The 23,872-nt window shown below is 69.9% G+C and carries 22 protein-coding genes and 1 other RNA gene; 12 read left to right on the top strand and 11 right to left on the bottom strand.

Annotated features, from left to right (window positions below):
- Positions 1-73: 73 nt before the first annotated feature.
- A complete protein-coding gene (pyrF, locus tag ABD974_RS09330; protein ID WP_425562668.1) occupies positions 74-925 on the bottom strand; it encodes an orotidine-5'-phosphate decarboxylase in 852 nt (283 codons plus the stop codon).
- A 133-nt stretch (positions 926-1,058) separates the two neighbouring features.
- Positions 1,059-2,723 (bottom strand): energy-dependent translational throttle protein EttA, encoded by a 1,665-nt coding sequence (ettA, locus tag ABD974_RS09325; RefSeq protein ID WP_345303045.1) that lies wholly within the window; start codon positions 2,721-2,723, stop codon positions 1,059-1,061.
- A 275-nt stretch (positions 2,724-2,998) separates the two neighbouring features.
- On the opposite strand from ettA, the gene ABD974_RS09320 reads away from it, so the two are divergent.
- The 9 genes from ABD974_RS09320 to nusB all read left to right on the top strand — a co-directional run bounded on the left by ABD974_RS09320 (position 2,999) and on the right by nusB (position 10,446).
- Positions 2,999-3,484 carry an RcnB family protein gene (locus ABD974_RS09320; RefSeq protein WP_345303044.1) on the top strand — a complete coding sequence of 162 codons (486 nt, stop codon included), beginning with the start codon at positions 2,999-3,001 and terminating at the stop codon, positions 3,482-3,484.
- A gap of 142 nt (positions 3,485-3,626) precedes the next feature.
- Positions 3,627-4,877: a serine hydroxymethyltransferase gene (gene glyA, locus ABD974_RS09315; RefSeq protein ID WP_345303043.1), complete on the top strand. Its 1,251-nt coding sequence runs from the start codon at positions 3,627-3,629 to the stop codon at positions 4,875-4,877.
- Between the two features lie 91 nt (positions 4,878-4,968).
- Positions 4,969-5,505, top strand: a complete 537-nt coding sequence (gene nrdR, locus ABD974_RS09310) for a transcriptional regulator NrdR (protein ID WP_345303042.1) — start codon at positions 4,969-4,971, stop codon at positions 5,503-5,505.
- Between the two features lie 147 nt (positions 5,506-5,652).
- Positions 5,653-6,762 (top strand): bifunctional diaminohydroxyphosphoribosylaminopyrimidine deaminase/5-amino-6-(5-phosphoribosylamino)uracil reductase RibD, encoded by a 1,110-nt coding sequence (gene ribD, locus ABD974_RS09305; protein ID WP_345303041.1) that lies wholly within the window; start codon positions 5,653-5,655, stop codon positions 6,760-6,762.
- Complete coding sequence (locus tag ABD974_RS09300; protein ID WP_345303040.1) at positions 6,759-7,553, top strand: methyltransferase domain-containing protein; 795 nt, start codon at positions 6,759-6,761, stop codon at positions 7,551-7,553. Before ribD ends, ABD974_RS09300 begins: the two co-directional genes overlap by 4 nt.
- Positions 7,553-8,155, top strand: coding sequence for a riboflavin synthase (locus ABD974_RS09295; RefSeq protein WP_345303039.1), 603 nt, complete (start codon positions 7,553-7,555; stop codon positions 8,153-8,155). Before ABD974_RS09300 ends, ABD974_RS09295 begins: the two co-directional genes overlap by 1 nt.
- Positions 8,152-9,252: a 3,4-dihydroxy-2-butanone-4-phosphate synthase gene (gene ribB / locus ABD974_RS09290; RefSeq protein WP_345303038.1), complete on the top strand. Its 1,101-nt coding sequence runs from the start codon at positions 8,152-8,154 to the stop codon at positions 9,250-9,252. Before ABD974_RS09295 ends, ribB begins: the two co-directional genes overlap by 4 nt.
- Before the next feature lie 101 nt (positions 9,253-9,353).
- A complete protein-coding gene (ribH, locus tag ABD974_RS09285; RefSeq protein ID WP_345303037.1) occupies positions 9,354-9,821 on the top strand; it encodes a 6,7-dimethyl-8-ribityllumazine synthase in 468 nt (155 codons plus the stop codon).
- A gap of 157 nt (positions 9,822-9,978) precedes the next feature.
- Positions 9,979-10,446: a transcription antitermination factor NusB gene (gene nusB, locus ABD974_RS09280; RefSeq protein ID WP_345303036.1), complete on the top strand. Its 468-nt coding sequence runs from the start codon at positions 9,979-9,981 to the stop codon at positions 10,444-10,446.
- Positions 10,447-10,458: 12 nt separating this feature from the next.
- On the opposite strand, the gene ABD974_RS09275 is transcribed toward nusB, so the two are convergent.
- From ABD974_RS09275 to ABD974_RS09260, 4 genes are all read right to left on the bottom strand, one after another.
- A complete protein-coding gene (locus ABD974_RS09275; protein ID WP_345303035.1) occupies positions 10,459-11,613 on the bottom strand; it encodes an MvdC/MvdD family ATP grasp protein in 1,155 nt (384 codons plus the stop codon).
- Between the two features lie 129 nt (positions 11,614-11,742).
- Complete coding sequence (locus ABD974_RS09270; RefSeq protein ID WP_345303034.1) at positions 11,743-11,916, bottom strand: hypothetical protein; 174 nt, start codon at positions 11,914-11,916, stop codon at positions 11,743-11,745.
- A gap of 207 nt (positions 11,917-12,123) precedes the next feature.
- A complete protein-coding gene (locus ABD974_RS09265) occupies positions 12,124-14,313 on the bottom strand; it encodes a peptidase domain-containing ABC transporter (protein WP_345303033.1) in 2,190 nt (729 codons plus the stop codon).
- Entirely contained in the window at positions 14,310-15,581 is a 1,272-nt protein-coding gene (locus ABD974_RS09260) for an HlyD family secretion protein (RefSeq protein WP_345303032.1), read from the bottom strand. The genes ABD974_RS09265 and ABD974_RS09260 overlap by 4 nt, the downstream gene beginning before the upstream one ends.
- A gap of 156 nt (positions 15,582-15,737) precedes the next feature.
- Between ABD974_RS09260 and thiL the strand changes: the two genes are divergently transcribed.
- Positions 15,738-16,706: a thiamine-phosphate kinase gene (gene thiL / locus ABD974_RS09255; protein WP_345303031.1), complete on the top strand. Its 969-nt coding sequence runs from the start codon at positions 15,738-15,740 to the stop codon at positions 16,704-16,706.
- A 25-nt stretch (positions 16,707-16,731) separates the two neighbouring features.
- On the opposite strand, the gene ABD974_RS09250 is transcribed toward thiL, so the two are convergent.
- From ABD974_RS09250 to ABD974_RS09235, 4 genes are all read right to left on the bottom strand, one after another.
- Positions 16,732-18,114 (bottom strand): FAD-binding oxidoreductase, encoded by a 1,383-nt coding sequence (locus tag ABD974_RS09250; RefSeq protein ID WP_345303030.1) that lies wholly within the window; start codon positions 18,112-18,114, stop codon positions 16,732-16,734.
- A 22-nt stretch (positions 18,115-18,136) separates the two neighbouring features.
- Complete coding sequence (locus ABD974_RS09245) at positions 18,137-18,688, bottom strand: metal-dependent hydrolase (protein ID WP_345303029.1); 552 nt, start codon at positions 18,686-18,688, stop codon at positions 18,137-18,139.
- Between the two features lie 92 nt (positions 18,689-18,780).
- Entirely contained in the window at positions 18,781-19,158 is a 378-nt protein-coding gene (locus tag ABD974_RS09240) for a YraN family protein (RefSeq protein WP_345303028.1), read from the bottom strand.
- Positions 19,148-20,521 (bottom strand): penicillin-binding protein activator, encoded by a 1,374-nt coding sequence (locus ABD974_RS09235; RefSeq protein ID WP_345303027.1) that lies wholly within the window; start codon positions 20,519-20,521, stop codon positions 19,148-19,150. The genes ABD974_RS09240 and ABD974_RS09235 overlap by 11 nt, the downstream gene beginning before the upstream one ends.
- A gap of 120 nt (positions 20,522-20,641) precedes the next feature.
- Here ABD974_RS09235 and rsmI point away from each other — a divergent pair, with 120 nt between their 5' ends.
- A complete protein-coding gene (rsmI, locus tag ABD974_RS09230; protein WP_345303026.1) occupies positions 20,642-21,490 on the top strand; it encodes a 16S rRNA (cytidine(1402)-2'-O)-methyltransferase in 849 nt (282 codons plus the stop codon).
- Between the two features lie 18 nt (positions 21,491-21,508).
- Here the strand turns inward: rsmI and ABD974_RS09225 are convergent, their stop codons facing one another.
- Positions 21,509-23,257 carry a diguanylate cyclase gene (locus ABD974_RS09225; RefSeq protein ID WP_345303025.1) on the bottom strand — a complete coding sequence of 583 codons (1,749 nt, stop codon included), beginning with the start codon at positions 23,255-23,257 and terminating at the stop codon, positions 21,509-21,511.
- Between the two features lie 308 nt (positions 23,258-23,565).
- Between ABD974_RS09225 and rnpB the strand changes: the two genes are divergently transcribed.
- An RNA gene (gene rnpB, locus ABD974_RS09220) (RNase P RNA component class A) lies at positions 23,566-23,872 on the top strand; the annotation flags it as partial.

Genomic DNA, 23,872 nt, shown 5'->3' with positions numbered 1-23,872 from the left:
TTCGCGCAAGGTAGAGCGGCCTTCAGGCCGCTGCGCCTCCCGCAAAGGGCAGCGGCCTGAAGGCCGCTGTACCTCAGCGGTGACGATTGATCTCGTCGCGCAGCGTCCGCGCGGCGTTCGCGGCGGCTTCGGCGTAATCGTCGCCGTTCGAGGCATACAGGATCGCGCGCGAGGAACTGACGATCAGCCCGGTGCCGTCCGCGGTCTTCGCGTTGCGCACCACGGCTTCGACATCGCCGCCCTGCGCGCCGATGCCCGGCACCAGGAACGGCACGTTGCCGACCAGCGCACGCACGTCGCGCAGCTGGTCCGGCCAGGTCGCGCCGACCACCAGCGCGCAGTTGCCGTTGTCGTTCCACTCGCGGGCGATCTTCTCGGCCACGTGCTGGTAGAGCGGGCGGCCGCCCACGACCATGTCCTGCAGATCGCCCGCGCCGGGATTCGAGGTGCGGCACAGGATCACCACGCCCTTGTCGCCGCGGTCGAGGAAAGGCTGTACCGAATCTCGGCCGAGATACGGATTCACGGTCACCGCGTCCGCCGCATAGCGCTCGAAGGCTTCGCTGGCGTAATGCTGCGCGGTGCTGCCGATGTCGCCGCGCTTGCTGTCGAGGATCACCGGAATGCCCGGATAACGGAAGCCGATGTGCATGATCAACATGCGCAGCGCTTCCTCGGCGTGCGCCGCCGCGAAGTGCGCGATCTGCGGCTTGAACGCGCAGACATAGGGCGCGGTGGCGTCGATGATGTCGCGGCAGAAGTTGAAGATCGCGTCGGGGTCGTGGGCGAAGCGCGCCGGGAATTTGGCCGGCTCCGGATCCAGCCCGACGCACACGAGGGTGTCGGCGTGCTGCCAGCGGTCCTGCAGTCGGTCGATGAAGCCTCGCATCGGCTCGGGCGTCTTCTTGCTCGGGGTCTCGGTCATGATTTCAAAGTCGCGTGTCGGGCGTAAGGACTTGCGGCCGTTCCCACGGCGCCGATCCGGTGAACTGTGCCTCAGTTCGGGAAAGTCGTCCGCGGCGGATGCGAAACGCCCGCCATGAAGGCGGGCGCGGGTCTCATTTCAGGGCCTTGAAGCGCAGGCGGTGCGGCTTGGCGCCTTCCTCGCCGAGGCGACGCTTCTTGTCTTCCTCGTATTCGCGGTAGTTGCCCTGGAAGAACTCGACGTGCGAGTCGCCTTCGAAGGCCAGGATGTGCGTGGCGATGCGGTCGAGGAACCAGCGGTCGTGCGAGATCACGAAGGTGTTGCCCGGAAATTCGAGCAGCGCGTCTTCGAGCGCGCGCAGGGTTTCGATGTCGAGGTCGTTCGACGGTTCGTCGAGCAGCAGCACGTTGCCGCCCTGCAGCAGGGTCTTGGCCAGATGCAGGCGACCGCGTTCGCCGCCCGAGAGCGTGCCGACCATCTTCTGCTGGTCCTGGCCCTTGAAGTTGAAGCGGCCGATGTAGGCGCGCGACTGGATCTCGACGCCGTTGATGTTGAGGATGTCGAGGCCGCCGGACACTTCCTGGAAGACGTTGTGGTTGCCTTCCAGCTTGTCGCGGCTCTGGTCGACGTAGGCCAGCTTCACGGTCGGGCCGACGTTGATCGTGCCCTTGTCCGGCTTCTCGATGCCCATCAGCATCTTGAACAGCGTCGACTTGCCGGCGCCATTGGGGCCGATGATGCCGACGATCGCGCCCGGCGGCACCAGCATGTCGAGGTTGTCGATCAGCAGGCGGTCGCCGAACGATTTCGACACGCCCTTGAACTCGATCACCGAGTTGCCCAGGCGCTCGCCCGGCGGGATGAAGATTTCGTTGGTTTCGTTGCGGCGCTGGTAATCGACCGACTGCAGTTCTTCCAGGCGGGCGAGTCGGGCCTTGCCCTTGCTGCGGCCGCCCTTGGCGTTCTGGCGCGACCATTCGAGTTCGCGCGCGATCGCCTTCTGGCGCGCCTTCTCCTGGTTTTCTTCCTGCTTGAGGCGTTCGTCCTTCTGGATCAGCCACTCGGTGTAGTTGCCTTTCCACGGAATGCCGCGGCCGCGATCGAGTTCGAGGATCCACTCGGCGGCGTTGTCGAGGAAGTAGCGGTCGTGGGTGACGGCGACCACGGTGCCCGGGAAGCGGGCGAGGAATTGTTCCAGCCACTCCACCGATTCGGCGTCGAGATGGTTGGTCGGTTCGTCGAGCAGCAGCATGTCCGGCTTCTGCAGCAACAGACGGCACAGCGCGACGCGGCGCTTTTCGCCGCCCGAGAGCTTGCCGATCACCGCATCCCACGGCGGCAGGCGCAGGGCGTCGGCGGCCACTTCGAGCTGCTGCTCCAGCATGTGCGCGTCGCCGGAGGCGAGGATGGCTTCGAGCCGCTGCTGTTCGGCGGCGAGCTTGTCGAAGTCGGCGCCTTCCTCGGCGTACGCGGCGTAGACCGCGTCGAGCGCGGCCTGGGCCTGCAGCACTTCGCCGACGCCTTCCTCGACCGCTTCGCGCACGGTCTTGTTGGGATCGAGTTCGGGTTCCTGCGCCAGATAGCCGACCTTGATGCCCGGCTGCGGACGGGCTTCGCCCTGGAAGTCGGTGTCCACGCCGGCCATGATCTTCAGCACGGTCGATTTGCCGGCGCCGTTCAGGCCGAGCAGGCCGATCTTCGCGCCCGGGAAGAAGGACAGGGAGATGTCCTTGATGATCTGACGCTTCGGCGGCACGATCTTGCTGACGCCGTTCATGGTGTAGATGTATTGCGACATGGGGGTTTCCGGTCGAACGCGGCCCCACCGGCGGACGGTGGCCGCCGCGGGGGCGGGCCGCAGCCGCCTGCGCAGGGCAGGGGCCGCGAAAAAAGGTCGAGGATAGCCGGCGATTATACCGGGCCGGGGCGTGGTGACGGCAGGCCGATGGGCCTGAACGGCCGCTCAAGGCGCGCTCAAGGCGGCTTCAAGGGGCGCCTCCGGGACGGAACGCGTTCAGCGGAACCGCGCCATGCTCGGCCCGTCACCACAACGCCTGCCGACAGGAGGCTCCGATGAAATACGCCACCCGCATTGTTCCGGCCCTGGCCCTCGCGATCGCCGCCGCCGTCTCGGCGCCCGCGATGGCACGGGACGGTGGCCACCGCGATCGCGGCGACCACCATGGCCGTTACGACCATCGCTACGATGATCGCTACGACCGACGCGACGATGATCGTTACGACCGCCGTTACGACGACCGCCGCCACGACGACCGCCGCTACCGCCACCACCGCGACCGCGTCGTGTATGTCAATCCGCCGCCGCGAGTCATCTACCGTCCGGGCCCGCCGCCTCATGCCTATCCGCGATGGTCGCGCGGCGTCCGTTACGACACCCGCGGCTACGCCCCGACCTATGTCGTCCACGACTACCGCCAATACCGGGACTACGGCCTGTATGCGCCGCCCCGCGGCTACCACTGGCGTCGGGACGACCGCGGCGACTTCATCCTGGTCGCCGTCGCCACCGGCCTGATCGCCAGCGTGATCTTCCGCTGAGTTCGGGCCCGGCCCGAAGCCGGGCCGGGCTGGTCACCTGCGACTGGAACGGCGCGTCCTCCCGGGCGCGCCGTTTTTCGTGGGAGGGCCGGCCCCGGGGGTGGGCTACAATGTCCGGATCGTCCATCCCCCTGGAGTTCCGATGTTCCCGCGCGATGCCCGCATCGAAGGTTTCGATCCCGAACTGGCCGCGGCGATCGCGGCGGAAAACCGCCGTCAGGAAGACCACGTCGAACTGATCGCGTCCGAGAACTACGCCAGCCCGCGGGTGATGGAAGCGCAGGGCAGCCAGCTCACCAACAAGTACGCCGAGGGCTATGTCGGCAAGCGCTATTACGGCGGCTGCGAGTACGTCGATATCGCCGAGCGGCTCGCCATCGAGCGCCTCAAGCAGCTTTACGGTGCCGACTACGCCAACGTGCAGCCGCATTCCGGCTCGCAGGCCAACCAGGCCGTCTACTTCGCGCTGCTGAAGCCGGGCGACACCGTGCTGGGCATGTCGCTGGCCCACGGCGGCCACCTGACGCACGGCGCCAAGGCCAACATCTCCGGCAAGCTGTTCAACATCGTGTCCTACGGCGTGAACGATCAGGGCTTCATCGATTACGACGAAGTCGAGCGCATCGCCCTGGAAAGCAGGCCGAAGATGATCATCGGCGGCTTCAGCGCCTATTCGCAGGTCGTCGACTGGGCGCGTTTCCGCGCCATCGCCGACAAGGTCGGCGCCTATCTGTTCGTCGACATGGCGCACGTGGCCGGCCTCGTGGCCGCCGGCGTATACCCGAACCCGGTGCCGCATGCGCACGTCGTCACCTCCACCACCCACAAGACCCTGCGCGGTCCGCGCGGCGGCTTCATCATCTGCAAGGCCAACGAAGAACTGGAGAAGAAGTTCCAGTCGCTGGTGTTCCCCGGCCTGCAGGGTGGCCCGCTGATGCACGTGATCGCGGCCAAGGCGGTCGCGTTCAAGGAAGCGCTGGAGCCGGAGTTCAAGACCTACCAGCAGCAGGTGGTGAAGAACGCGCAGGCGATGGCGAACACCATCATCGCGCGCGGCTACAAGATCGTCTCCGGCGGCACCCAGAATCACCTGATGCTGGTCGACATGATCGGCAAAGGCATCACCGGCAAGGATGCGGAGGAAGCCCTCGGCCGCGCCCACATCACCGTCAACAAGAACGCGGTGCCCAACGATCCGCAGAAGCCGGTCTACACCTCGGGCCTGCGCATCGGCACGCCCGCGGTCACCACCCGCGGTTACCTGGAAGCGGACTGCGTGGAACTGGCGCACTGGATCTGCGACGTGCTGGACGCGCCGACGGACGAGGCGGTGATCGCCCGAGTCCGCGAGGCGGTGACGGCGCAGTGCCGGAAATTCCCGGTCTACGGTTGAACCCACGCGACCCGTGAGGCGGGCCCCGGCCCGCCGTATCGGTCGATCAATGGAGATCGGCGGGTTTGCGCCCGCCCTACGTCGATCCGACATGCATTGCCCCTTCTGCCAGCACGAGAACACCCGCGTCATCGATTCGCGCGTCAGCGAAGACGGCGCGACGATCCGTCGCCGGCGCGAGTGCGAGGCCTGTGGCGAGCGGTTCAGCACGCTGGAAACGGTGGAACTCAAGCTGCCGGCGATCATCAAGTCCGACGGCCGCCGCGAGCACTTCGACGCGCGCAAGCTGCGCCACGGTTTCGATCGCGCGCTGCACAAGCGCCCGGTGTCGGAAGAGCAGATCGAGGCCGCGGTGCGCTCGGTCGTGCATCAGCTGCGGATGACCACCGAACGCGAGCTGCCGTCGCGGCGCGTCGGCGAATTCGTGATGGGCGAACTGCGCAAGCTCGATCACGTCGCCTTCGTGCGCTTCGCATCGGTCTATCGCGCGTTCGAGGACGTGGCCGATTTCCGCGAGGAACTCGATCGGCTGGAGCGCGAACTGCCGGGCGAGGGGCAGTTGCCGCTGCTCGGCGGCGAGGTGGTGCCGTTCGACCGGCACGCCGACAAGGACAAGAAGAAGCGGTGAACGCGCTCCCGCGGTGCGTGGCGTGTCGCTGCGTGCGTCATTCGGCACCGGCATTCGAGCGCATGGAACTGCGGGTGGATGGCGATGCGCCGATTCCCACCTGGCCCGATGGCGACGAACGGGGGCGCGATGTCCGCGAGTGATGCGATGACCTTTGATGCGATGGCCTTTTCCGCGACCGACCACGCGATGATGGCGCAGGCGCTGCGTCTCGCCGAGCGCGGCGCCTACACCACGAAACCGAATCCGATGGTCGGCTGCGTGATCGCGCATGGCGACGAGGTGGTCGGAGAAGGCTGGCATGCGATCGCCGGTGGTCCCCACGCCGAGGTCGTCGCGCTGCAGGCCGCGGGCGATCGCGCGCGCGGCGCCACGGTCTACGTGACCCTGGAACCCTGCGCGCACACCGGGCGCACCGGGCCCTGCGCCGATGCCCTGATCGCCGCCGGCGTCGGCCGCGTCATCGCGGCGATGCGCGACCCGTTCCCGCAGGTCGACGGCGCCGGTTTCGAGCGCCTGCGTGCGGCCGGCATCGTGGTCGGACACGGATTGATGGCCGCCGCCGCGCGACGCTTGAATCATGGCTTCCTGTCGCGGATCGAGCGCAGGCGCCCGTGGGTGCGGGTGAAGTTGGCGATGAGTCTCGACGGCCGCACCGCGCTCGCCAACGGCGACTCGAAATGGATCAGCGGCGAAGCGTCGCGCCGCGACGTGATGCGCTGGCGTGCGCGTGCCGGCGCGCTGCTTACCGGCGCCGGCACCGTGCTGGCCGACGATCCGCAGCTGACCGTGCGCTTCGACGACGACACGCCGTTCGTGCCGCCGCTGCGCGTGGTGCTGGATCCGGGCCTCGCCACCGTCGGCCGCGGCCATGTCCGCGCCGGCGATGCGTCCACCCTGTATTTCCATGCGCCCGACGCCAAGCCGCCGCGGATGTTCGACGCCGCGCACGCGGCGGTGGGCATGCGCGACGGCCTGCTCGATCTCGATGCGGTGCTGCAGGCGTTGGCCGCGCGCGAGATCAACGAGGTCCAGGTCGAAGCCGGCGCGACCCTGGCGGGTGCGTTGCTGCGTGCCGGGCTGGTCGACGAAGTGCTGCTGTATGTCGCGCCGATCCTGCTCGGCGCCGAGGCGCGCCCGCTGTTCGACGGCCTGCGCATCGACGACATGGCCCAGCGCCTGCACCTGCGGACGGTGGAGACCCGCCATCTCGGCGACGATCTGCGCCTGCTGCTGCGGCCGGAGCGCGAGGCGTGAGCGGGACCGGCCATCCGGGGCCGGGGGACGCTCGTTCGCCCGACCATTTTTCCGATCACTTCTCGGCGGTCGCCGCGCAGTACGCCAGCGCGCGTCCCGATTATCCGCAGGCCCTGTTCGACTGGATCGCGGACATCGCGCCGGCGCACGGCCGCGTCTGGGAGGCCGGCTGCGGCAGCGGTCAGGCCACCGCCGGGCTGGCATCGGTGTTCGCCGAAGTGTTCGCGACCGATCCCAGCGCGCAGCAGATCGCGCAGGCGCCGGAGATCGGCAACGTACGCTTCGCGATGGAGCCGGCCGAACGCTGCAGCCTCGCCGATGCCAGCGTCGACGCGGTCTGCGTCGCGCAGGCGCTGCACTGGTTCGATCGCGGCGCGTTCTTCGCCGAATGCGCGCGCGTGCTGCGGCCGGGCGGCGTGCTGGTGGCCTGGGGCTATCAGGACATCGAGGTCCCGGATGCGCTGCGCGACAGCGTCGGCGCGTTCGCCGCGCGCATCCGCGATGCGTGGCCGGCCGAGCGCCATCTGGTGGATCGCGCCTATGCCGACATCGCGTTCCCCTTCGTGGCCGTCGAAGCCGCCGAGCCGCCGCCGTCCGATATCGCGGTCGCGTGGCCGCTGTTGCGCATGCTCGACTATTTTTCCAGTTACTCCGCGGTGAAGCGCCATCGCGAGGCGCATGGCGTCGACCCGGTCGCCGCGCACGCCTGGGCGATCGCGCAGGCCTGGGGCGATGCCGGCCCGGTGCCGCTGCGTTGGCCGCTGTTCGTACATGCGAGAAGGAAACCCTGATGTTTACCGGATTGGTGGAGGGCGTGGGCCAGGTGCTCGCGCTGGAACCGCGCGGCGGCGATCTGCGCCTGCGCATCGGCGTCGGCACCCTGCCGTTCGCCGACGTGGCGCTGGGCGAGAGCATCGCGGTGAGCGGCGTCTGCCTCACCGTGGTCGAGTTCGATGCGGCGTCCTTCGCCGCCGATGCGTCCACCGAGACGCTGGCGCTGACCACGCTCGGCGGGCTGGCGGTCGGCCATGCGGTGAACCTCGAACGCGCGATGCGCCCCACCGACCGTCTCGGCGGTCATCTGGTCAGCGGCCATGTCGACGGCATCGGTCGCGTGCTGTCGGTGCATGCCGACGCGCGCGCGCAGCGCTGGCGCTTCGCCGCGCCGGCGCCGCTGCTGAAGTACATCGCGACCAAGGGATCGATCTGCGTCGACGGCGTCAGTCTCACCGTCAACGCGGTGGACGATGCCGGCTTCGAGGTCGCGCTGATCCCGCATACCGTGTCGCACACCGCATTCGCGGGCACCGCGGTCGGCGACGCGGTGAACCTGGAAGTCGATCTGGTCGCGCGCTACGTCGAGCGACTGCTGTCCGCACGAGAGGTGTCATGAGTTTCGCAAGCATTCCCGAGCTGCTCGAAGAAATCCGCGCCGGCCGCATGGTGGTCATCGTCGACGACGAAGACCGCGAGAACGAGGGCGACCTGATCATGGCCGCCGAACTGGTGCGGCCGCAGGACATCAATTTCATGGTCACGCACGCGCGCGGCCTGGTGTGCCTGTCGCTGATCCGCGAGCGCTGCCGCCAGCTCGGCCTGCCGCCGATGGTGCGCGACAACACCTCGCCGCACGGCACCAACTTCACCGTGAGCATCGAGGCCGCCGAGGGCGTGACCACCGGCATCAGCGCCTACGATCGCGCGCACACCATCCGCACCGCGGTCCGGCCCGACGCGAGGCCCGAGGATCTGTCGCAGCCGGGCCACATCTTCCCGCTGATGGCGCAGCCCGGCGGCGTGCTCAACCGCGCGGGCCACACCGAGGCCGCGAGCGATCTGGCGCTGCTGGCGGGTTTCGAACCCGCGGGCGTGCTGGTGGAGATCCTCAACGTCGACGGCAGCATGGCGCGCCGGCCGCAGCTCGAAGTCTTCGCGCGCGAGCACGGGCTGAAGATGGGCTCGATCGAGGAACTGATCCGCTATCGCCTGCACAACGAGCACACCATCGAGCGGCTGGACGTGCGCGGCATCGAGACCGAGCACGGGCCGTTCCAGCTCCATACCTATCGCGACCAGATCAGCCGCTGCCTGCATTTCGCGCTGCTGAAGGGCGAGGCCGATGCCGCCGTGCCGACCCTGGTGCGGGTGCACATGCAGAATCCGCTGGCCGATGCCCTGCACTGGCGGCGGGCCGATTTCGGGCCGGCGGTGGGCGATGTGCTGGCCCGGATCGCCGCCGAAGGCCGCGGCGCGCTGGTGCTGCTGGGCGAGCCGCAGACGCCGGAGCACCTGCTCGCTCGCATCCGCGGCGATCAGGGCCAGACGCCGGCCGCCCGCGGCGGCGCGATGGCCGAATGGCGGCGCAACGGCGCCGGCAGCCAGATCCTGGCCGATCTGGGCCTGGGCCGGTTGCGGGTGCTGGGAACGCCGCGCAAACAAGTCGGCCTGGCCGGCTTCGGGCTGGAAGTGGTGGAGTACGTGGCGCCCTGAGGGGCCCGGATCCTTCGCCATCGGCCGCGATCTTCGCCCCGGGGAGAGCCGGTGCGCCGGGGCGCACCCTATAATGCGGAGCCCCGTATCGAGCCCTCCGCATGCCTCACTTCGAAGGCGATCTGCGTGCCCCCGAGGGCGCCCGTTTCGCGATCATCGCCAGCCGCTGGAACCCGCGGATCACCGAGCAACTGGTGGCGGGCGCGCGCGAGGCCTTCCTCGCCCACGGCGTGGCCGAGGATGCGGTGGACGTGATCCGCGTGCCGGGCGCCTGGGAACTGCCGGTGACCGCCGCGCGTCTGGCCGCGGCCGGTGGCCATGTCGCGATCCTGGCGCTGGGCTGCGTGGTCCGCGGCGACACCCGCCATTACGAGCAGGTCGCCGACGGTTGTTCCGACGCGCTGATGCGGGTGTCGCTGGACTTCGGCCTGCCGGTCGCCAACGGCGTGCTCGCGGTCGATCACTACGAACACGCCGAGGCCCGCGCCGGCGGCAATCACGGCAACAAGGGCGAAGAGGCGGCGCTGGTCGCGATCGAGATGGCGAACCTGATGGAGAAATTGTCGTGAGCAAACCGCATCATCGCCGTGCCATGCTTTCGCGCGCGATCGGACATCCTGTCCGACGCTCGCTCGCCGCGTCCGGCGCAGGTCCGGACGCGACTCCGTTGCAGCGCTCCGCGCAGCAACGCGCGGGCCGTCCCTGGCCCGCTTCGGAGGCCCGCTCATGAGCAAACCGCATCATCGCCGGCCTGACGGCGTCGATCCCGTACTGCGCACCCGCGCGCGCCGACGCGCGCTGCAGGCGGTGTACGCATGGCAGCTGTCGGGCGCCACCGCGCGCGACATCGTCACCCAGTTCGCGCACGAGCAGGCCCGCGAAATCGCGGATCTCGCCTATTTCGAAGACATCATCCACGGCATCGAAACGCATCGCGCCGATCTCGACGCCGCGCTGGAACCGCATCTGGACCGCACGATCGAGGAAGTGGATCCGATCGAACGCGCTGCGCTGCGGATCGCCGCCTACGAGCTGAAGCATCGCCCGGACGTGCCGTACCGCGTGGTGTTGAACGAAGCGGTGGAGTCGGTGAAGCGTTTCGGTTCCGAGCACGGCCACACCTATGTCAACGGCGTGCTCGACCATGTCGCCGCGGTGTTGCGCAGCGTCGAGATGCAGGCGTCGCGGCGCTGAGCCTCGACGCGATCATTCCTCGCTGACCCCGGGGATCCTGCCGTCCGCGCCGCGGATGCCGGGGGCGACTTCGGCCCACCAGGCCTGCTGCTCCGGGTCTTCGAGGAAGCCGGCGTAGGACACGTCGGCGATGGTGTCCAGGGCATAGTCCGGGCGACCTTCCGCGAGCATCGCCGCGACCGCGCGCAGCAGCGGCACGCCAGGGACGTCGTGTTCCACGAACAGGAACTGGCCGGCCTGGTTGATCTCGATGAAATGCAGTTCGTCGTGTTCGTCGGCCACCAGATCGATGCAGCCGAAGACCAGGCCGAGCGTACTCATCAGCCGGCGCACCGCGACTTCCCAAGCGTGCGGAAGCGCCACCCGAGACGACATCGACCCGCCGCCGAGGGACGCGGCGCGCCAGTCGACGACGCCGTCCTCCGCGGCCGGCGTATCGATGCGCACGGCGAAGATGCGATGCCCGACGACGGTCACGCGCAGGTCGTAGCGCTTGCGTACGCAGGCCTGGTAGATGCCGGGGCAGAGCCGCAGCGCGGCGTCGTCCTGCAACGCCTCGGCATCGAGCGCGCGGGTGTAGGTGCTGTAGATCCGGCCGTCGCCATCGCGCCAGCTGTGGGTCGCGAACGGCTTGTAGACGATGCGTTCGTGCGCGGCGAAGAAACGCCTGATCTCGTCGGGATCCGACGAGATCAGGGTCGCGGGGAAGCGCAGACCGCAGCGATGCGCCGCCTGCAGTTGCAGCAGTTTGTTCTCGGCCGCGCGCCCGCGGTCGGGGCGATTGACCCAGAGCACGTCGCCGGCCGCCGCGCAGGTCGCATGCACGTTTTCGACGTGGCGTTTCCATTCGTCGCGCACGAAATCGAGATCGGCGGGCGCCACGCGGTCGAAGGCATCAGGCAGACGCGGTCGGCGGTACCACACGCTGGAGGTGCGCGCGGGATCGATTCCGCCGGAAAAGCGCAGGCCGTCGCGATCGTCGGCATGCAGCGATACCGGCGTCATCGCGTCGTCGGCCAGGGTCCGCGCCCAGACCGGCCGGTAACCGCTGCGGCGCAGGGCCCAGCACACGGCGGCGGCATGCACGTCGTGCGCCAGACCTGAAAGGATCAGCGGTTGTCGGTCGTGTCGCAGGTGTGCGTTTCCGGGGCTGGCGTGGGTCGGCATGCGCGCTCCGTCGCGGCGCTGGGACGACATGAAAACGCCGCGCGCCTTGCGGTCGCGCGGCGTGTCGGGCGATGTGTCGCGTGCCGGCGAGTCACCGGCATGCGGGTCGAATCGCGACCGATCTGGAACTCAGATGGCGGTACCCGGATCGCCCGGATCGTCGCCGTTCGGGCCGGTGGCGTGGGTGTGGATCGGGAACTTGCCGCCGGCGATCTGCTCGATCTCCTGCTGCGACAGTTCGCGCGCGACGGTACGGGCGATCGGACGGACGGTGGTGTCCTGGGACTCGTCGAACTTCGACATTGCGTGCACTCCTTCAATCATCCTGAGGAAGAATCGGCGGCCGGAAAATTCCGGCCGCGGTACTGCGGTGTCCTTCGCCGACGATCGTGTCCTGATGCGTCGCCGTCGATCGGAGCGATCGCAGGCGACGCGGACCACGATCCGGAACGACGTCCGGACCCGGCTCCCGCAGCGTCCGTGTCGGCGCCGTGCGGGAACGATTCGAGTCTATTCGGCGCGATCCGGACGGGTGTTAACTTCCCGTAAGCGGATGTCGACGGCGTCGCATTCCGACAAGGACGGCGAATGCGAGCGTGCGTGGAACTGCGCCTGCGACCACGCTTCGACGCGCCCGTTGTCGACCATCAGCACGCGGTCCGCGCTGCGGATGGTTTCCGGACGGTGGGCGATGATCAGCCGGGTGATGCGCAGCGCCGCGATCTCGGCGTTGATCCGGCGCTCGCGCGCGACATCGAGATGACTGGTGGCCTCGTCGAGCAGCAGGATGTCCGGGTTGCGGAACAGCGCCCGCGCCAACAGCACGCGCTGCTTCTGCCCGCCGGACAAGGCCGAGCCCATGTCGCCGACCAGGGTCTCGTAGCCCATCGGCATCGCCGCGATGTCGTCGTGGATGCCGGCGCGTCGCGCGGCGGCCATCACGGCGTCCGGCTGCGCGCCGCGGTCGAAGAAGGCGATGTTGTCGGCGATGGAGCCGGCGAACAGCGCATCGTCCTGCATCACCGCGCCGACCCGCGCGCGGAACGCCGACAGCCCGTAGCGGGCGATGTCGACGCCGCCGATCCGCACCGTGCCTTCGTCGGGCGGCAGCAGGCCCAGCAGCAGCTTGGCCAGGGTGGTCTTGCCGGCGCCGGACGGGCCGACGATCGCGACCGATTCGCCCGCTGCGATGCGGAAGGAACAGTCGCGCACGATCCAGTTTTCGTCCTCGCCGTAGCGGAAGCCGAGGTTCTCCACCTCCAGCGACGGTTCCGGCGTCGGGCCGGCGTATTCGCCGACGGTGTCGCGCTCCGGCGCCTGCTGTGCGATGTCCGCGATCCGCCGCGCGTGCACGCCGAGCAGGCGCAGATCGATGAATTTGTCGATCAGCCCGCCGGCGCGCGCGGCGAACATGTCGGCATACGCGACGCACAGCACCAGCGTGCCCGCGGTCATGCCGCCGTCGAGCGCCATCTTCGCGCCGAGCCAGGTCAGCAGCACGCGCTGCGCGCCGAACACCAGCCGCGACAGCGCCGAGTAGGTGGCGGTCGCGCGCCGCACCGCCGCGTCCTGGCGCGAGGCGTCGTTGGCCGCGTTCGCCAGCCGCGCGCGCCGTTCCGCGTGCTGGTTCGCGAGCTTGATCGCCTGCACGCCGTGCACCGATTCGATCAGCAGCGACTGCTGGCGGGCGAGGGCGGCGAGATGGCCTTCCTTCAGCCGCCACAGCCGCCGGTAGCTCCATGCGCGCAGCAGCGCGTACACCGCGAAGCCGACGATCACCCACACCGTCAGCGTCGGCGAATAGACCAGCAGCAGCGCGAGCACCAGGACCACGGTCAGGCCGTCGAGCAGGGCTTCGACGAAACTCGTGCTCAGCGTCTGCTGCACGCTCTGCACCGACAGGAACCGCGACAGCACTTCGCCGACGCTGCGCTTCGCGAAGAACGTCAGCGGCAGCCGCAGCAGATGCCCGGCGAGGTGCGTCGACCATTGCGCCTCGAACGCGGCGGCGATGTCGGCCACCACCCAGCCGCGCACGGCCGCGATCGCCGACTGGAACACGACGGCAGCGAGAAACCCGAGCGCGAGCAGGGTCAGCAGTTCGGCATCGGCCGAGACCAGCACGCGGTCGATCACCCACTGCATCGACATCGGCAGCAGCAGGGTGAACAGTTCGAGCGCCAGCGCCAGCGAAAACACCTGCACCAGCGCGCGCCGCCAGCCGACGACATCGCCGATCAGCGCGCGCAGGCGGATCGGTTCGCGCGCGCGCACCGGGCGGAACTCCGCGGTCGGCGTGAGCTCCAGCGCGATGCCGGTGAAGTGACGGCCAAGCTCGGCCATCGGCATCGTCACCGCGCCGCGCGCCGGATCGTGGATCTCGGCCATGCCGCGCGCGACGCGTTTCAGCACCACGAAATGATTCATGTCCCAGTGCAGGATGCAGGGCATGCGCAGGTCGGACAGATGTTCGGGCTCGGCGCGCAGCGGCCGCGCGCCCAGATCGAGACGGTCGGCGATGGCGATGAGCCGCGAGAGCGTCGCGCCCTTGATCGACACCGCGAAGCGCCGGCGCATGCCGGCCATGTCGACATCGTGGCCGTGATACGCCGCGATCATCGCCAGACAGGCGAGGCCGCATTCGGCGATCTCGTTCTGCTGGATCACCGGCAACTCGCCGCGCCGCCCGAAGCCGCTCATGTGCCGCTCCCGCCGCGTTCGCCGGTGTTGCCGCCGGGGAAGAACACGTATTCGTAGAGCCGGCGCTTTTCCAGCAGCAGATCGGCGTCCAGCGTCATGCTCGCGCGCAGCGGCAGCGCGCGGCCGTTGCTGCGGTCGACCTGCGGGTCGAGCGCGACCAGCACGCGATAGGCCGGCGCGTCGGTCTTCAGGCCGTTGCGACTGCGGATTTCCTCCGGCGACAGCGCCGAGCGCGAGACCGACACCACGTGTCCGGACTGCACGCCGTAGCGGCGGAACGGAAACGCGCGGTAGCGCAGCGCCACGCGCGTGCCCGGCCCCAGCTCGCCGATCGCATCGCTCGGCGCCCACAGTTCGGCGTGCAGCACCGAGCCCTCCGGAATCAGCGACAGCAGACGCTGTCCGCGGGCGACCGACTGTCCGGCCTCCACCGCCAGCCCGGAGACGATGCCGCGGCGCGGCGCGCGCACCAGCGCGCCGCCGTCGGCGGCGTTGCGCGCGGCGACCTGCGACAAATCGGCCAACCGCCGTTCGAGATCGTTGCGTCGCAGCGTCGACGACGACTGGATGGCCGACAACGCGGTCTCGGCGTCGTCGAGCCGCCGCTGCGCCTGCGAGCGCGCCTGGCGCGCATCCTCGGCGGCGGCGCGCGCCTCGGTGGCGGCGGCTTCGTACTGCGCGATCTGCACGTCGCTGACGATGCGTTCGCGCTGCAGCGGACGGATGCGTTCCAGCAGTTCGCGCGCCTGCGTCGCCTGGCGTTCGCGCAACTGCAGCGTGCGTTCGGTGGCGGCGATTTCGCCGCGCAGCGCGACCAGACGATCGCGCAATGCGCCGGTGTCGCGCGCTTGGGTGGCGGCGAGCACGTCCATGTCCGCTTCGATCAGCCCGCGCTGGCGTTCGAGCTGGCCGGCGACGGTGGCGCCGGCCTCGCCGGCGGACCAGCGCGCGCCTTCGACCGAGGACGCGATTTCGATCAGCGGCTGACGCGCATCGACGGTGTCGCCTTCCGCGATCTTCACTGCGGTCACCACGCCGGTGTTCGGCGCGACCGCCGCGAGCAGGCCCTGCGACGGCACCAGCAGGCCCTGCACGCGCACCTTGCGCACGTGCTGGCCGAAGATCAGCAGCGCGGCCACGCAGGCGATCAGCGCCAGCGCGAGCAGGGTCATCGGCCAGGCGATCCGCGTCGACGGCAGGCGCGTGGTGCCGAGCCAGGCATCCCCGCGCGCCTGGCTCACCTCCGGCCTGAACAGGTTGTCCGTCATCCACGTCCTCCATGCCGCCGAAATGCATCGCCGCGGGACCGTCGCGGCGGGCGAGCCGGTATGGTTCCAGAAACCCTCCGGCTTCGCCAATCGGTCGAGCGAAGGCGCCGGGCGTCGAGCGCCGAAGCGTTCGACGGGCCTGTGTCACCATAGCGCATGGCCGCCCGCGCTTCCGAATTCGACCTCATCGCCCGCATCCGCGCACGCATCGCGGTTCGCGACGACGTGATGCTCGGCATCGGCGACGATGCCGCGATCCTCGTGCCACCGCCGGACCGGCATCTGGTCGTGGCCATGGATACGCTGAACGCGGGCGTGCATTTCCCGGCGGAGACCGCGGCCGCCGACATCGGCTGGAAAGCGCTGGCGGTGAATCTGTCCGATCTCGCTGCGATGGGCGCGCAGCCGGCGTGGTGCACGCTGTCGCTGTCGTTGCCGCAGTCCGACGCGGCCTGGATCGATGCCTTCCTCGATGGGTTCCTCGCGCTCGCCGCGCAACACGCGGTCGCGCTGGTCGGCGGCGACACCACGCGCGGACCGCTCTCGGTGTGCGTGACCGCGCATGGCCTGATCGAACCGCGCGGCGCATTGCGTCGCGACGGTGCGCGCGTCGACGACGACGTGTGGGTCACCGGCACGCTCGGCGATGCCGCGGGTGCGTTGCGGCAGTGGCGGGCGGGCGAGGCCATCGATGCGACGCTGCGCGCGCGCCTCGACCGGCCGACGCCGCGGGTCGCCGCGGGACGGGCGCTGGCCGGCATCGCCCATGCCTGCATCGACGTCTCCGACGGTCTGCTCGCCGATCTCGGCCATGTCTGCGCGATGAGCCGCGTCGGCGCCGAGATCGACATCGATGCGCTGCCGGCGTCGGACGCGCTGCGCGCCGCCTGCGATCGCGCGACGCTGCGCGCGCTGCAGGCCGCGGGTGGCGACGATTACGAACTCTGCTTCACCGCGCCGAAGACCGCGCGCCTCGCCGTGCAGGCCGCGATGGATTGCTGCGACGTCGCCGCGACGCGGATCGGGCGGATCGTCGCCGCGGACGCGGGACGCATCGTCGTCCGCGATGCGACGGGTGTCGAATGGTCGCCGCCGGCTCGCGGCTACGATCACTTCGTGGATTGATCGGCCGCACCGCGCGGCGGATCGCTCACGGCGGCAACAGTTTGCCCGGGTTGAGGATGCCGTCAGGGTCGAACGCCGTTTTCACCGCGCGCATCATCGCCAGCGTCGGCGCGTCGATGGCCTGCGGCATGAAGTCGCGCTTCGCCAGGCCGATGCCGTGCTCGCCGGAGAGCGTGCCGCCGAGCGAGAGCGTCAGCGCGAACACGTCGGCCATCGCGGTCTGCGCGCGCGCGCGCTGATCCGCGTCGGCGGGGTCGTACATCAGATTCACGTGCAGGTTGCCGTTGCCGGCATGTCCGAAGCAGACGATCGGCAGCGCGCGGTCGCGCGCGATCGTGCGGACGCCCGCGACCAGCGCGGGGATGCGCGACACCGGCACCACCACGTCTTCGTTGATCTTGCCCGGCGCGAGACTGCGCAGGGCCGGGGACAGCGCCTTGCGTGCGGCCCACAGGCGTTCGCGCGCGGCCTCGTCGGCGGCGGGCAATGCTTCCAGGCAGCCATCGCCCCTGGCCGCGCTGATCAATGCGTCGATGGCATGCGGCAGCGTGTGCGCGTCGCCGTCCGCTTCGATCATCAGCAGCGCGCCGGTGTCCGCGGGCAGATCGGCGCCGCCGATCTCGCGCGCCAGCCGCACCGCGTCGCCGTCCATGAATTCGAGCATCGACGGCGTCGTCGGCTGCGCCATCAGTCGCGCCACTGCGGCCGCGGCCGATTCGACGTCGCGATAGCGCGCGCGGATGGCGCGACGCGATGCCGGCAGCGGCGCGAGTTTCAGCATCGCTTCGACGATCAGCGCCAGCGTGCCTTCGCTGCCGACCAGCAGCCGCTGCAGGTCGTAACCGGTCGCGCCCTTGGTGGTCGCGCTGCCGCAGTGGATCAGTGCGCCGCTGCCGGTCACCGCGGTCAGGGCCAGCACGTTGTCGCGGCTGGCGCCGTATTTCACCGCGCGCGGACCACCGGCGTTGCAGGCGAGATTGCCGCCGACGGTGGAGAAGTCGGCGCTGGTCGGGTCCGGTGGCCAGAACAGCCCGTGCGCCTTCAGCGCGCGCTGCAGATCGCCGTTCAGCACGCCCGGTTCGACCACCGCGCAGCGGTCGCCGGGGCGCACGTCGACGATCCGTCGCATGCGTTCGAACGAGACCACGATGCCGCCTGCGGTCGGCACCGCCGCGCCGGTGGTGTTGGTGCCGCGCCCGCGCGCGATCACCGGCACGCGATGCGTGCGGCATGCGCGGACCAGCGCGACGACCTGTTCGCGGGTGGTCGGCAGCGCGACCGCATCCGGCAGCGCATGCCGCCGCGAATTGTCGTAACCGTAGGTCAACCGCTCGTCCGCATCGAGGCGGAAGCCGTCGCCGAGCGCTGCGGCGAGGGTGCGGAGCAGGTCGTCGGGCAGGTCGCTCATGACCGGATTGTATGCCTCGCGGCTACGGTCGTTGCCGCCAGGCGCGGCGTTCGACGACATGCTTGCGGATCGCCGCCCATTGCAGCGCCAGCATCGCGCACGGGAACCACACCCACTGCAATTCCGACCACAGCACCGCGATGCCGCGGGCGCTGAAAAACCCGACGCCGATCGGCGACACCGCGATCGGCCGCCACGGCGCGAAGAAGCGCTCGTGCGACCACGGCCACAGCAGCGCGACGCCGAGTCCGCCGCTGGTCAGCGCATCCAGCAGCGGATGCGACGCGGTGCAGAACGCGAGGAAACAGCACGCCCGTCCGCGCGTCGTCCGCAGCCACGGCGCGACCATCGCGCCGAGCAGGCCGACCGCCAGCGCGATCGCCAGCGAATGGCTGGCGCCGCGATGCCCGAACTGATCGGCGTAGGCGATGCCGAGCTTGAATGCGACGGTGTCGAAGTCCGGCAGGATCGAGACGAACGCACCGGCGGCCACCAGTCGCGGCGACAGCGCCTTGCGGCCGAGCGCGAGTGCCAGCGCGAGCGGCACGGCGACGTGGGTGAAGATGGTCGGCATGGCCGCGGTTCAGACCGCGAAGAACCAGCAGACGCGATCGACCGCCAGCATCCCGGTCGGCGCTTCGCCAAGGCCGTGGAAGCGTTCGCGGATCACGCGTCGTCCGCGCGGAACGCGTCGCGCAGCCAGTCGAAATCGGGCGCGTCGGCATCGCCGCTGGCATCGATCACGTCGAAGCGGCAGGGCAGGCGGGCGTATTCGCGGTGACCGGCGAGGAAGAGTTCGGCCGCAAGCACGGTCCTGCGCCGCTTGGCGGCACCGATCGATGCCGCACCGCCGCCGAAACCCGCGCTTCGGCGATAGCGCACTTCGACGAACACCAGCGTGTCGCCGTCGCGCATCACCAGATCGAGTTCGCCGCCGCGGTAGTTCGCGTTGGCGGCGACCGGCGTGAGGCCCCGGTCCTGCAGGAAATCGCGGGCGAGCGCTTCGATGCGCGCGCCCTGCGTGCGCCGGTTTTCAGTCGCCACTGCGCGCGACGACGACCTGGCCGTCGCTGAAGGTCGACCAGGCCGGGCTGCGGACGATGTTGCCGAAGCCGTCGATGCGCAGCGCGCCGGTGGCGCCGTCGACCTTGCCGTTGGCGTCGCTCGCGAGGCGTTCGAGATAACCGGTGAGCAGCCAGGCGTCGTAGCCGAACGCGAACAGTTTGGCGGCCGGGCCGCGCGCCGTGTTCAGGCCCTTGCCGGTGGCTTCCGCCGACGGCAGCCCGTGGATGCCCTGCACGGACCAGGTTTCGGCCGGAAAGGCGATGCCGTCCAGCGCCTTGTCCTGCTCCGGTTTGCCGGTGCCCGACAGCAATTGCGCGGTGGCCACGCGCGGCTTCGCGCCGAGGCCGGCCGCGGCGAGCTGCGGCGCCAGTGCGCGTGCCTGTGCGCCCTTGAGTGCGATGAACACTGCGTCGACGCCGCCTTCCTTCTGCATCGCGGCCTGCAGCGCCGCGGTGCTGTCCGCGGGCTTCTCGGCGACGACCACGGTGTCGACCACGCTGCCGCCGCGGCTGCCCAGGTGCTCGCGGAACGCGGCGACGCTGCGGCGCATGCCGTCGTCGCCGCCGACCAGCACCAGCACGCGACGCACCTTGCGCGACAGCAGATATTCGGCGGCCGCGATGCCGTCGTCCTCGGGCGCCAGCGCGAAGCTGGCGTTGCCGTTCGGCGGCGCGACGGGGCCGCGATTGAGGGCGAGCAACGGCACGGTCAGCGACGTGTCCTTGAACAGCGCGCCCACTTCGTCGCGGCCCAGCGGGCCGAGCACGTAATCGGCGCCCTCGGCGGCGGCTTTCTGATAGGCGGCGACCGCGCCGGCCGGGGTGCCGGTGGTGTCGTAGAAGACCATTTCCGGGCGCTGGCGGTGTTCGCCGTAGTAACCGGCGAGCAGGCCGTCGCGCACCGGCGAGGCGGCGGTGGCCATGCTGCCGGTCAGCGGCAGCAGCACCGCGAGCTTGCGCGGCGGGCGATAGCCGTCGCGGTCGGCGGGCGCGCGGTCGCCGGCGTTGAAGCGCCAGTTGCCTTCGCGGTCGAACGGCCGCGGCAGCGGCAGCCCGCGGCGCAGCAGTTCGCGGCCGATGAAGTTGTAGACCGGATCGCCGCTGCCGATCATCGCCGCCTCGGCGCTGAGGGTCGCGTTGTCGAGACCGGCGATCAGGCGCTCGATCTCGTGCGCGGCGTCGGTCTTCGCCTGGCCGCTCAGGGTTTCGTGGTTCTTCGCCAGCGCCGAGGCCTGGGCGATGGCCGGATTCACGCGATGGGCGACCGGTTTGTTCGGCTTGGTCTGGGTCGGCACGCAGGCGGACAGGCCCAGGGTCATCATGCCTGCACACAACCACGCCATCGTCTTTTTCGACCGCATCGCCTTCGCCATCGCCGCAACCCTTGGAATAGTGAATAGGGGTCGATCGACCGCCTGTTAGGATTCTACCCGCCCACGACGAAGCCGAGCGAGCCGCACGCCATGTCCAGCCCCACCGCCGCGCGCGCCGCCGGAACCCTTTTCGTCGTCGCCACGCCCATCGGCAACCTCGGCGATCTGTCGCCGCGGGCGCTGGACACCCTGCGCGGGGTGGCCGCGATCTGCGCCGAAGACACCCGCCACACCCGCCAGTTGCTCGCGCACTACGGCGTCGAGCAGTCGCTGGTCGCCCTGCACGAACACAACGAGGCCGGCCTGGCCGAGCGCATCGTCGCCCGGCTGCAGGCCGGGGAATCGCTGGCCCTGGTCTCCGACGCCGGCACCCCGCTGGTCAGTGATCCGGGCTTCCGCGTGGTCGCCGCCGCCCGCGCGGCCGGCCTCCGGGTCAGCCCGATTCCCGGCCCCAGCGCGCTGATCGCCGCGCTCAGCGTCGCCGGGCTGCCCAGCGATCGCTTCGCCTTCGAAGGCTTTCTCCCGGCCAAGGCCGGCGCCCGCCGGGAGCGCCTCGCGCGGCTGGCCGGCGAAGCGCGCACGCTGATCTTCTACGAATCCTCGCACCGGATCGACGAGACCCTCGCCGACGCCGTCGCCGCCTTCGGTCCCGACCGTCCCGCCGCGATCGCCCGCGAACTCACCAAATTGTTCGAAACCGTGCTCGACGGCAGCCTTGCCGCACTCCATGCCCGGGTCGTCGCCGACGCCGACCAGCGCAAGGGCGAGTTCGTGCTGCTGATCCAGGGCATCACCGATGAGGCCGACGCGCAGCTCGCCGAAGGCCGACGCGTCTACGCCAAATTGATCGAACACCTGCCGCCGTCGACCGCGGCGAAGCTGGCTGCGGAGCTGACCGGCGCGCCGAGGAAGGCGCTGTACGCGGTCGCGACCGGCTGAGTCGCGACCGCGCATCCCTCAGGCGAGCACCACCCGGTTCCGCCCCTGCGCCTTCGCTTCGTACAGCGCGCGATCCGCGCGGATCAGCAATTGATCGAAGTCGCGATCTTCGGGCGTGAGGCAGGCGATGCCGATCGATGCGGTCGGCGCGATGGTCTCGCCCTCGTGAGACAGGATGGCGCCGGCGACCGCCGCCCGCAGGCGTTCGGCAGCGGGGGCCACATGTCCGGGCTGGATGCCGTTCAACAGCACCGCGAACTCTTCGCCGCCGTAGCGGCCGAGCAGGTCGGAATCGCGACAGACCGCCCGCATCGCGGCGGAAACGGCCTTCAGGACGTCGTCGCCGACCGCATGCCCGAAGCGGTCGTTGATCCGTTTGAAGTGGTCGATGTCGACGATCGCCACCGCGAGCCCATGGCCGCTCGGATCGTCGCGCGTGCGCTGGAAGGCGCGCTCTCCCGCTTCGGTGATGTAGCGGCGGCTGTAGACGGAGGTGAGGAAATCGGTGGAGATCGCGATCTCCATTTCGCGCCCGCGCTCGCGCATCATCGCCGCGTGCCTGCGCTGCTGGGCGTACAGGGCCACGACCACGCCGAGCGTGCACAGCACGAGGAGTCCGACCACCAGCGTGAAGCGGAACCGGTTCTCGCTGACCGCCGCGCGCAGCCGTTCGTTCTCGGCCTTGGCGTTGGCGCGCGCGAGCTCGGCGTCGCTCTCGGCGTACCGCAGGCGTTCCTCGAAGTCCGCGGCCGCCGCTTCGCGCTCCGTGCGATTGGTCTGGTCGCCCAGCGCGATCAGTCGCGCGATCGACTCGGGCAGCGTCTCCGGCTGCGTGCCCTTGAGCTGCAGGTCGACGATCGCACGCGTCGTGCGCAACTCGTCCTGCTGCAGTTTCAATTCGGCGAATTCGGCACGTGCTTTGCGGTACAGCGCCAGCGCCGCGACGTTTTCGCCGCGGATCTGCAGCGCCTGCGCCGTGGTTTCGTAGCCGAGCCCGTGCAATTGGGTGTTCTGCAGGTCGTCGCCGATGCGGCTGATGCGTCTGCCCAGATCCTCGACCGCATCGGCGTCGTTCATCGCACGCGCCGCGCGCGCTTCCTCCAGCAGGACTTCCGCGGTCAGCTTGGGGTCGCGGTTGGTCGGCAGGATCGCCTTGGCTTCCTGCATCAACGCACGCGCTTCCTCCGGCCGCCCCTGGTCGGAGGCGATGTGCGCCATGTTGCGCAGCAACCGCAGCCGCATTTCCGGGAGGCGGGCGGCGGGGGCGTGGTCCAGCCCCTGTTTCGCGTACCGGTAGGATTCGTCGAGTTTGCCCAGCCGCTCGCTGATGGACGAATACGCCAGCAGCACATCGGCCATCAGTTCGTCGTCGGGCGCCGTGCCGAGGCGCTGCTGCGCTTCGGCCAGGGTGCGCCCGGCGCTGTTGTAGTCGCCGAGCCGCGACAGCGCGCGTCCCTGCGCGATCCGCGCGCGGACCTGCAGATAGACGCTCGCGGTACGGTCGGCTTCGGCCATGGCGGCGCTGCCGGCGCGGCGCTGGCAGCGATAGTCCGCGATGACGCGGCAGGCATTGGCCTCCGCCAACGCGAGCTTCGCCAGGCCTTCGTGATCGTTCTTCGCGAGCGCGCCGCGGGCGGCGGGGAGTGCCGCAAGCACCTCGCGCGGTTCGGTCAGCGCCCGCACTTCCAGCGGATGACGCTGGTCGGTGGCGCCATCGCCGGTCGCGGCGACGGTCTCGCAGACGACACCGACGAGCAGCAGAGCCAAGGCGAAAACGGTGGTACGCGACAGGCGGGATGTTCTGCGCCGAGCGGTGGCGGTCGTCCCGGGGGTGTCTCGTGCTGCGCGCGCAATCGGCAATCGGTGATCCTCGCATCGGACGATGCCGGCGACCCGGCATGATCCGGGCCACGGCGGGCGGGAAAGGACGTCCTGTCGTCGCTGGCGGGCGGTCGACCGCCGGCAGGCCTAGCGTAGCGCAACCGGGCGCGGGAAGTGTTTCACGCGAGGGTCGATGCGCCGGCGGCGGAAACGCGACGGAGGGTGCACTGCGGTTCGTGCGACAATGCCCGCGCAGAGCCGGTCAGACAGTCGCGTCATGCGTTCCCGTTTCGATGGGGGCGCATGCCGAGGAAAGTCCGGGCTCCACAGGGCACGGTGCCAGGTAACGCCTGGGCGGCGCGAGTCGACGGAAAGTGCAACAGAAAGATACCGCCAGCGGTCCTTCGGGATGCGGGCAAGGGTGAAATGGTGCGGTAAGAGCGCACCGCGAGTCCGGCAACGGACCGGCACGGCAAACCCCACCGGGAGCAAGACCAAATAGGGAGACGATGCCGCGGCCCGCGGTGTCTCCGGGTAGGTTGCTTGAGCGTATCGGCGACG

It is taken from the genome of Lysobacter hankyongensis (genome assembly GCF_039543145.1).
Taxonomy (GTDB): domain Bacteria; phylum Pseudomonadota; class Gammaproteobacteria; order Xanthomonadales; family Xanthomonadaceae; genus Lysobacter_I; species Lysobacter_I hankyongensis.
Note: the sequence above shows the minus strand (reverse complement) of the source record. Positions and strands in the feature narration are given on the sequence as shown.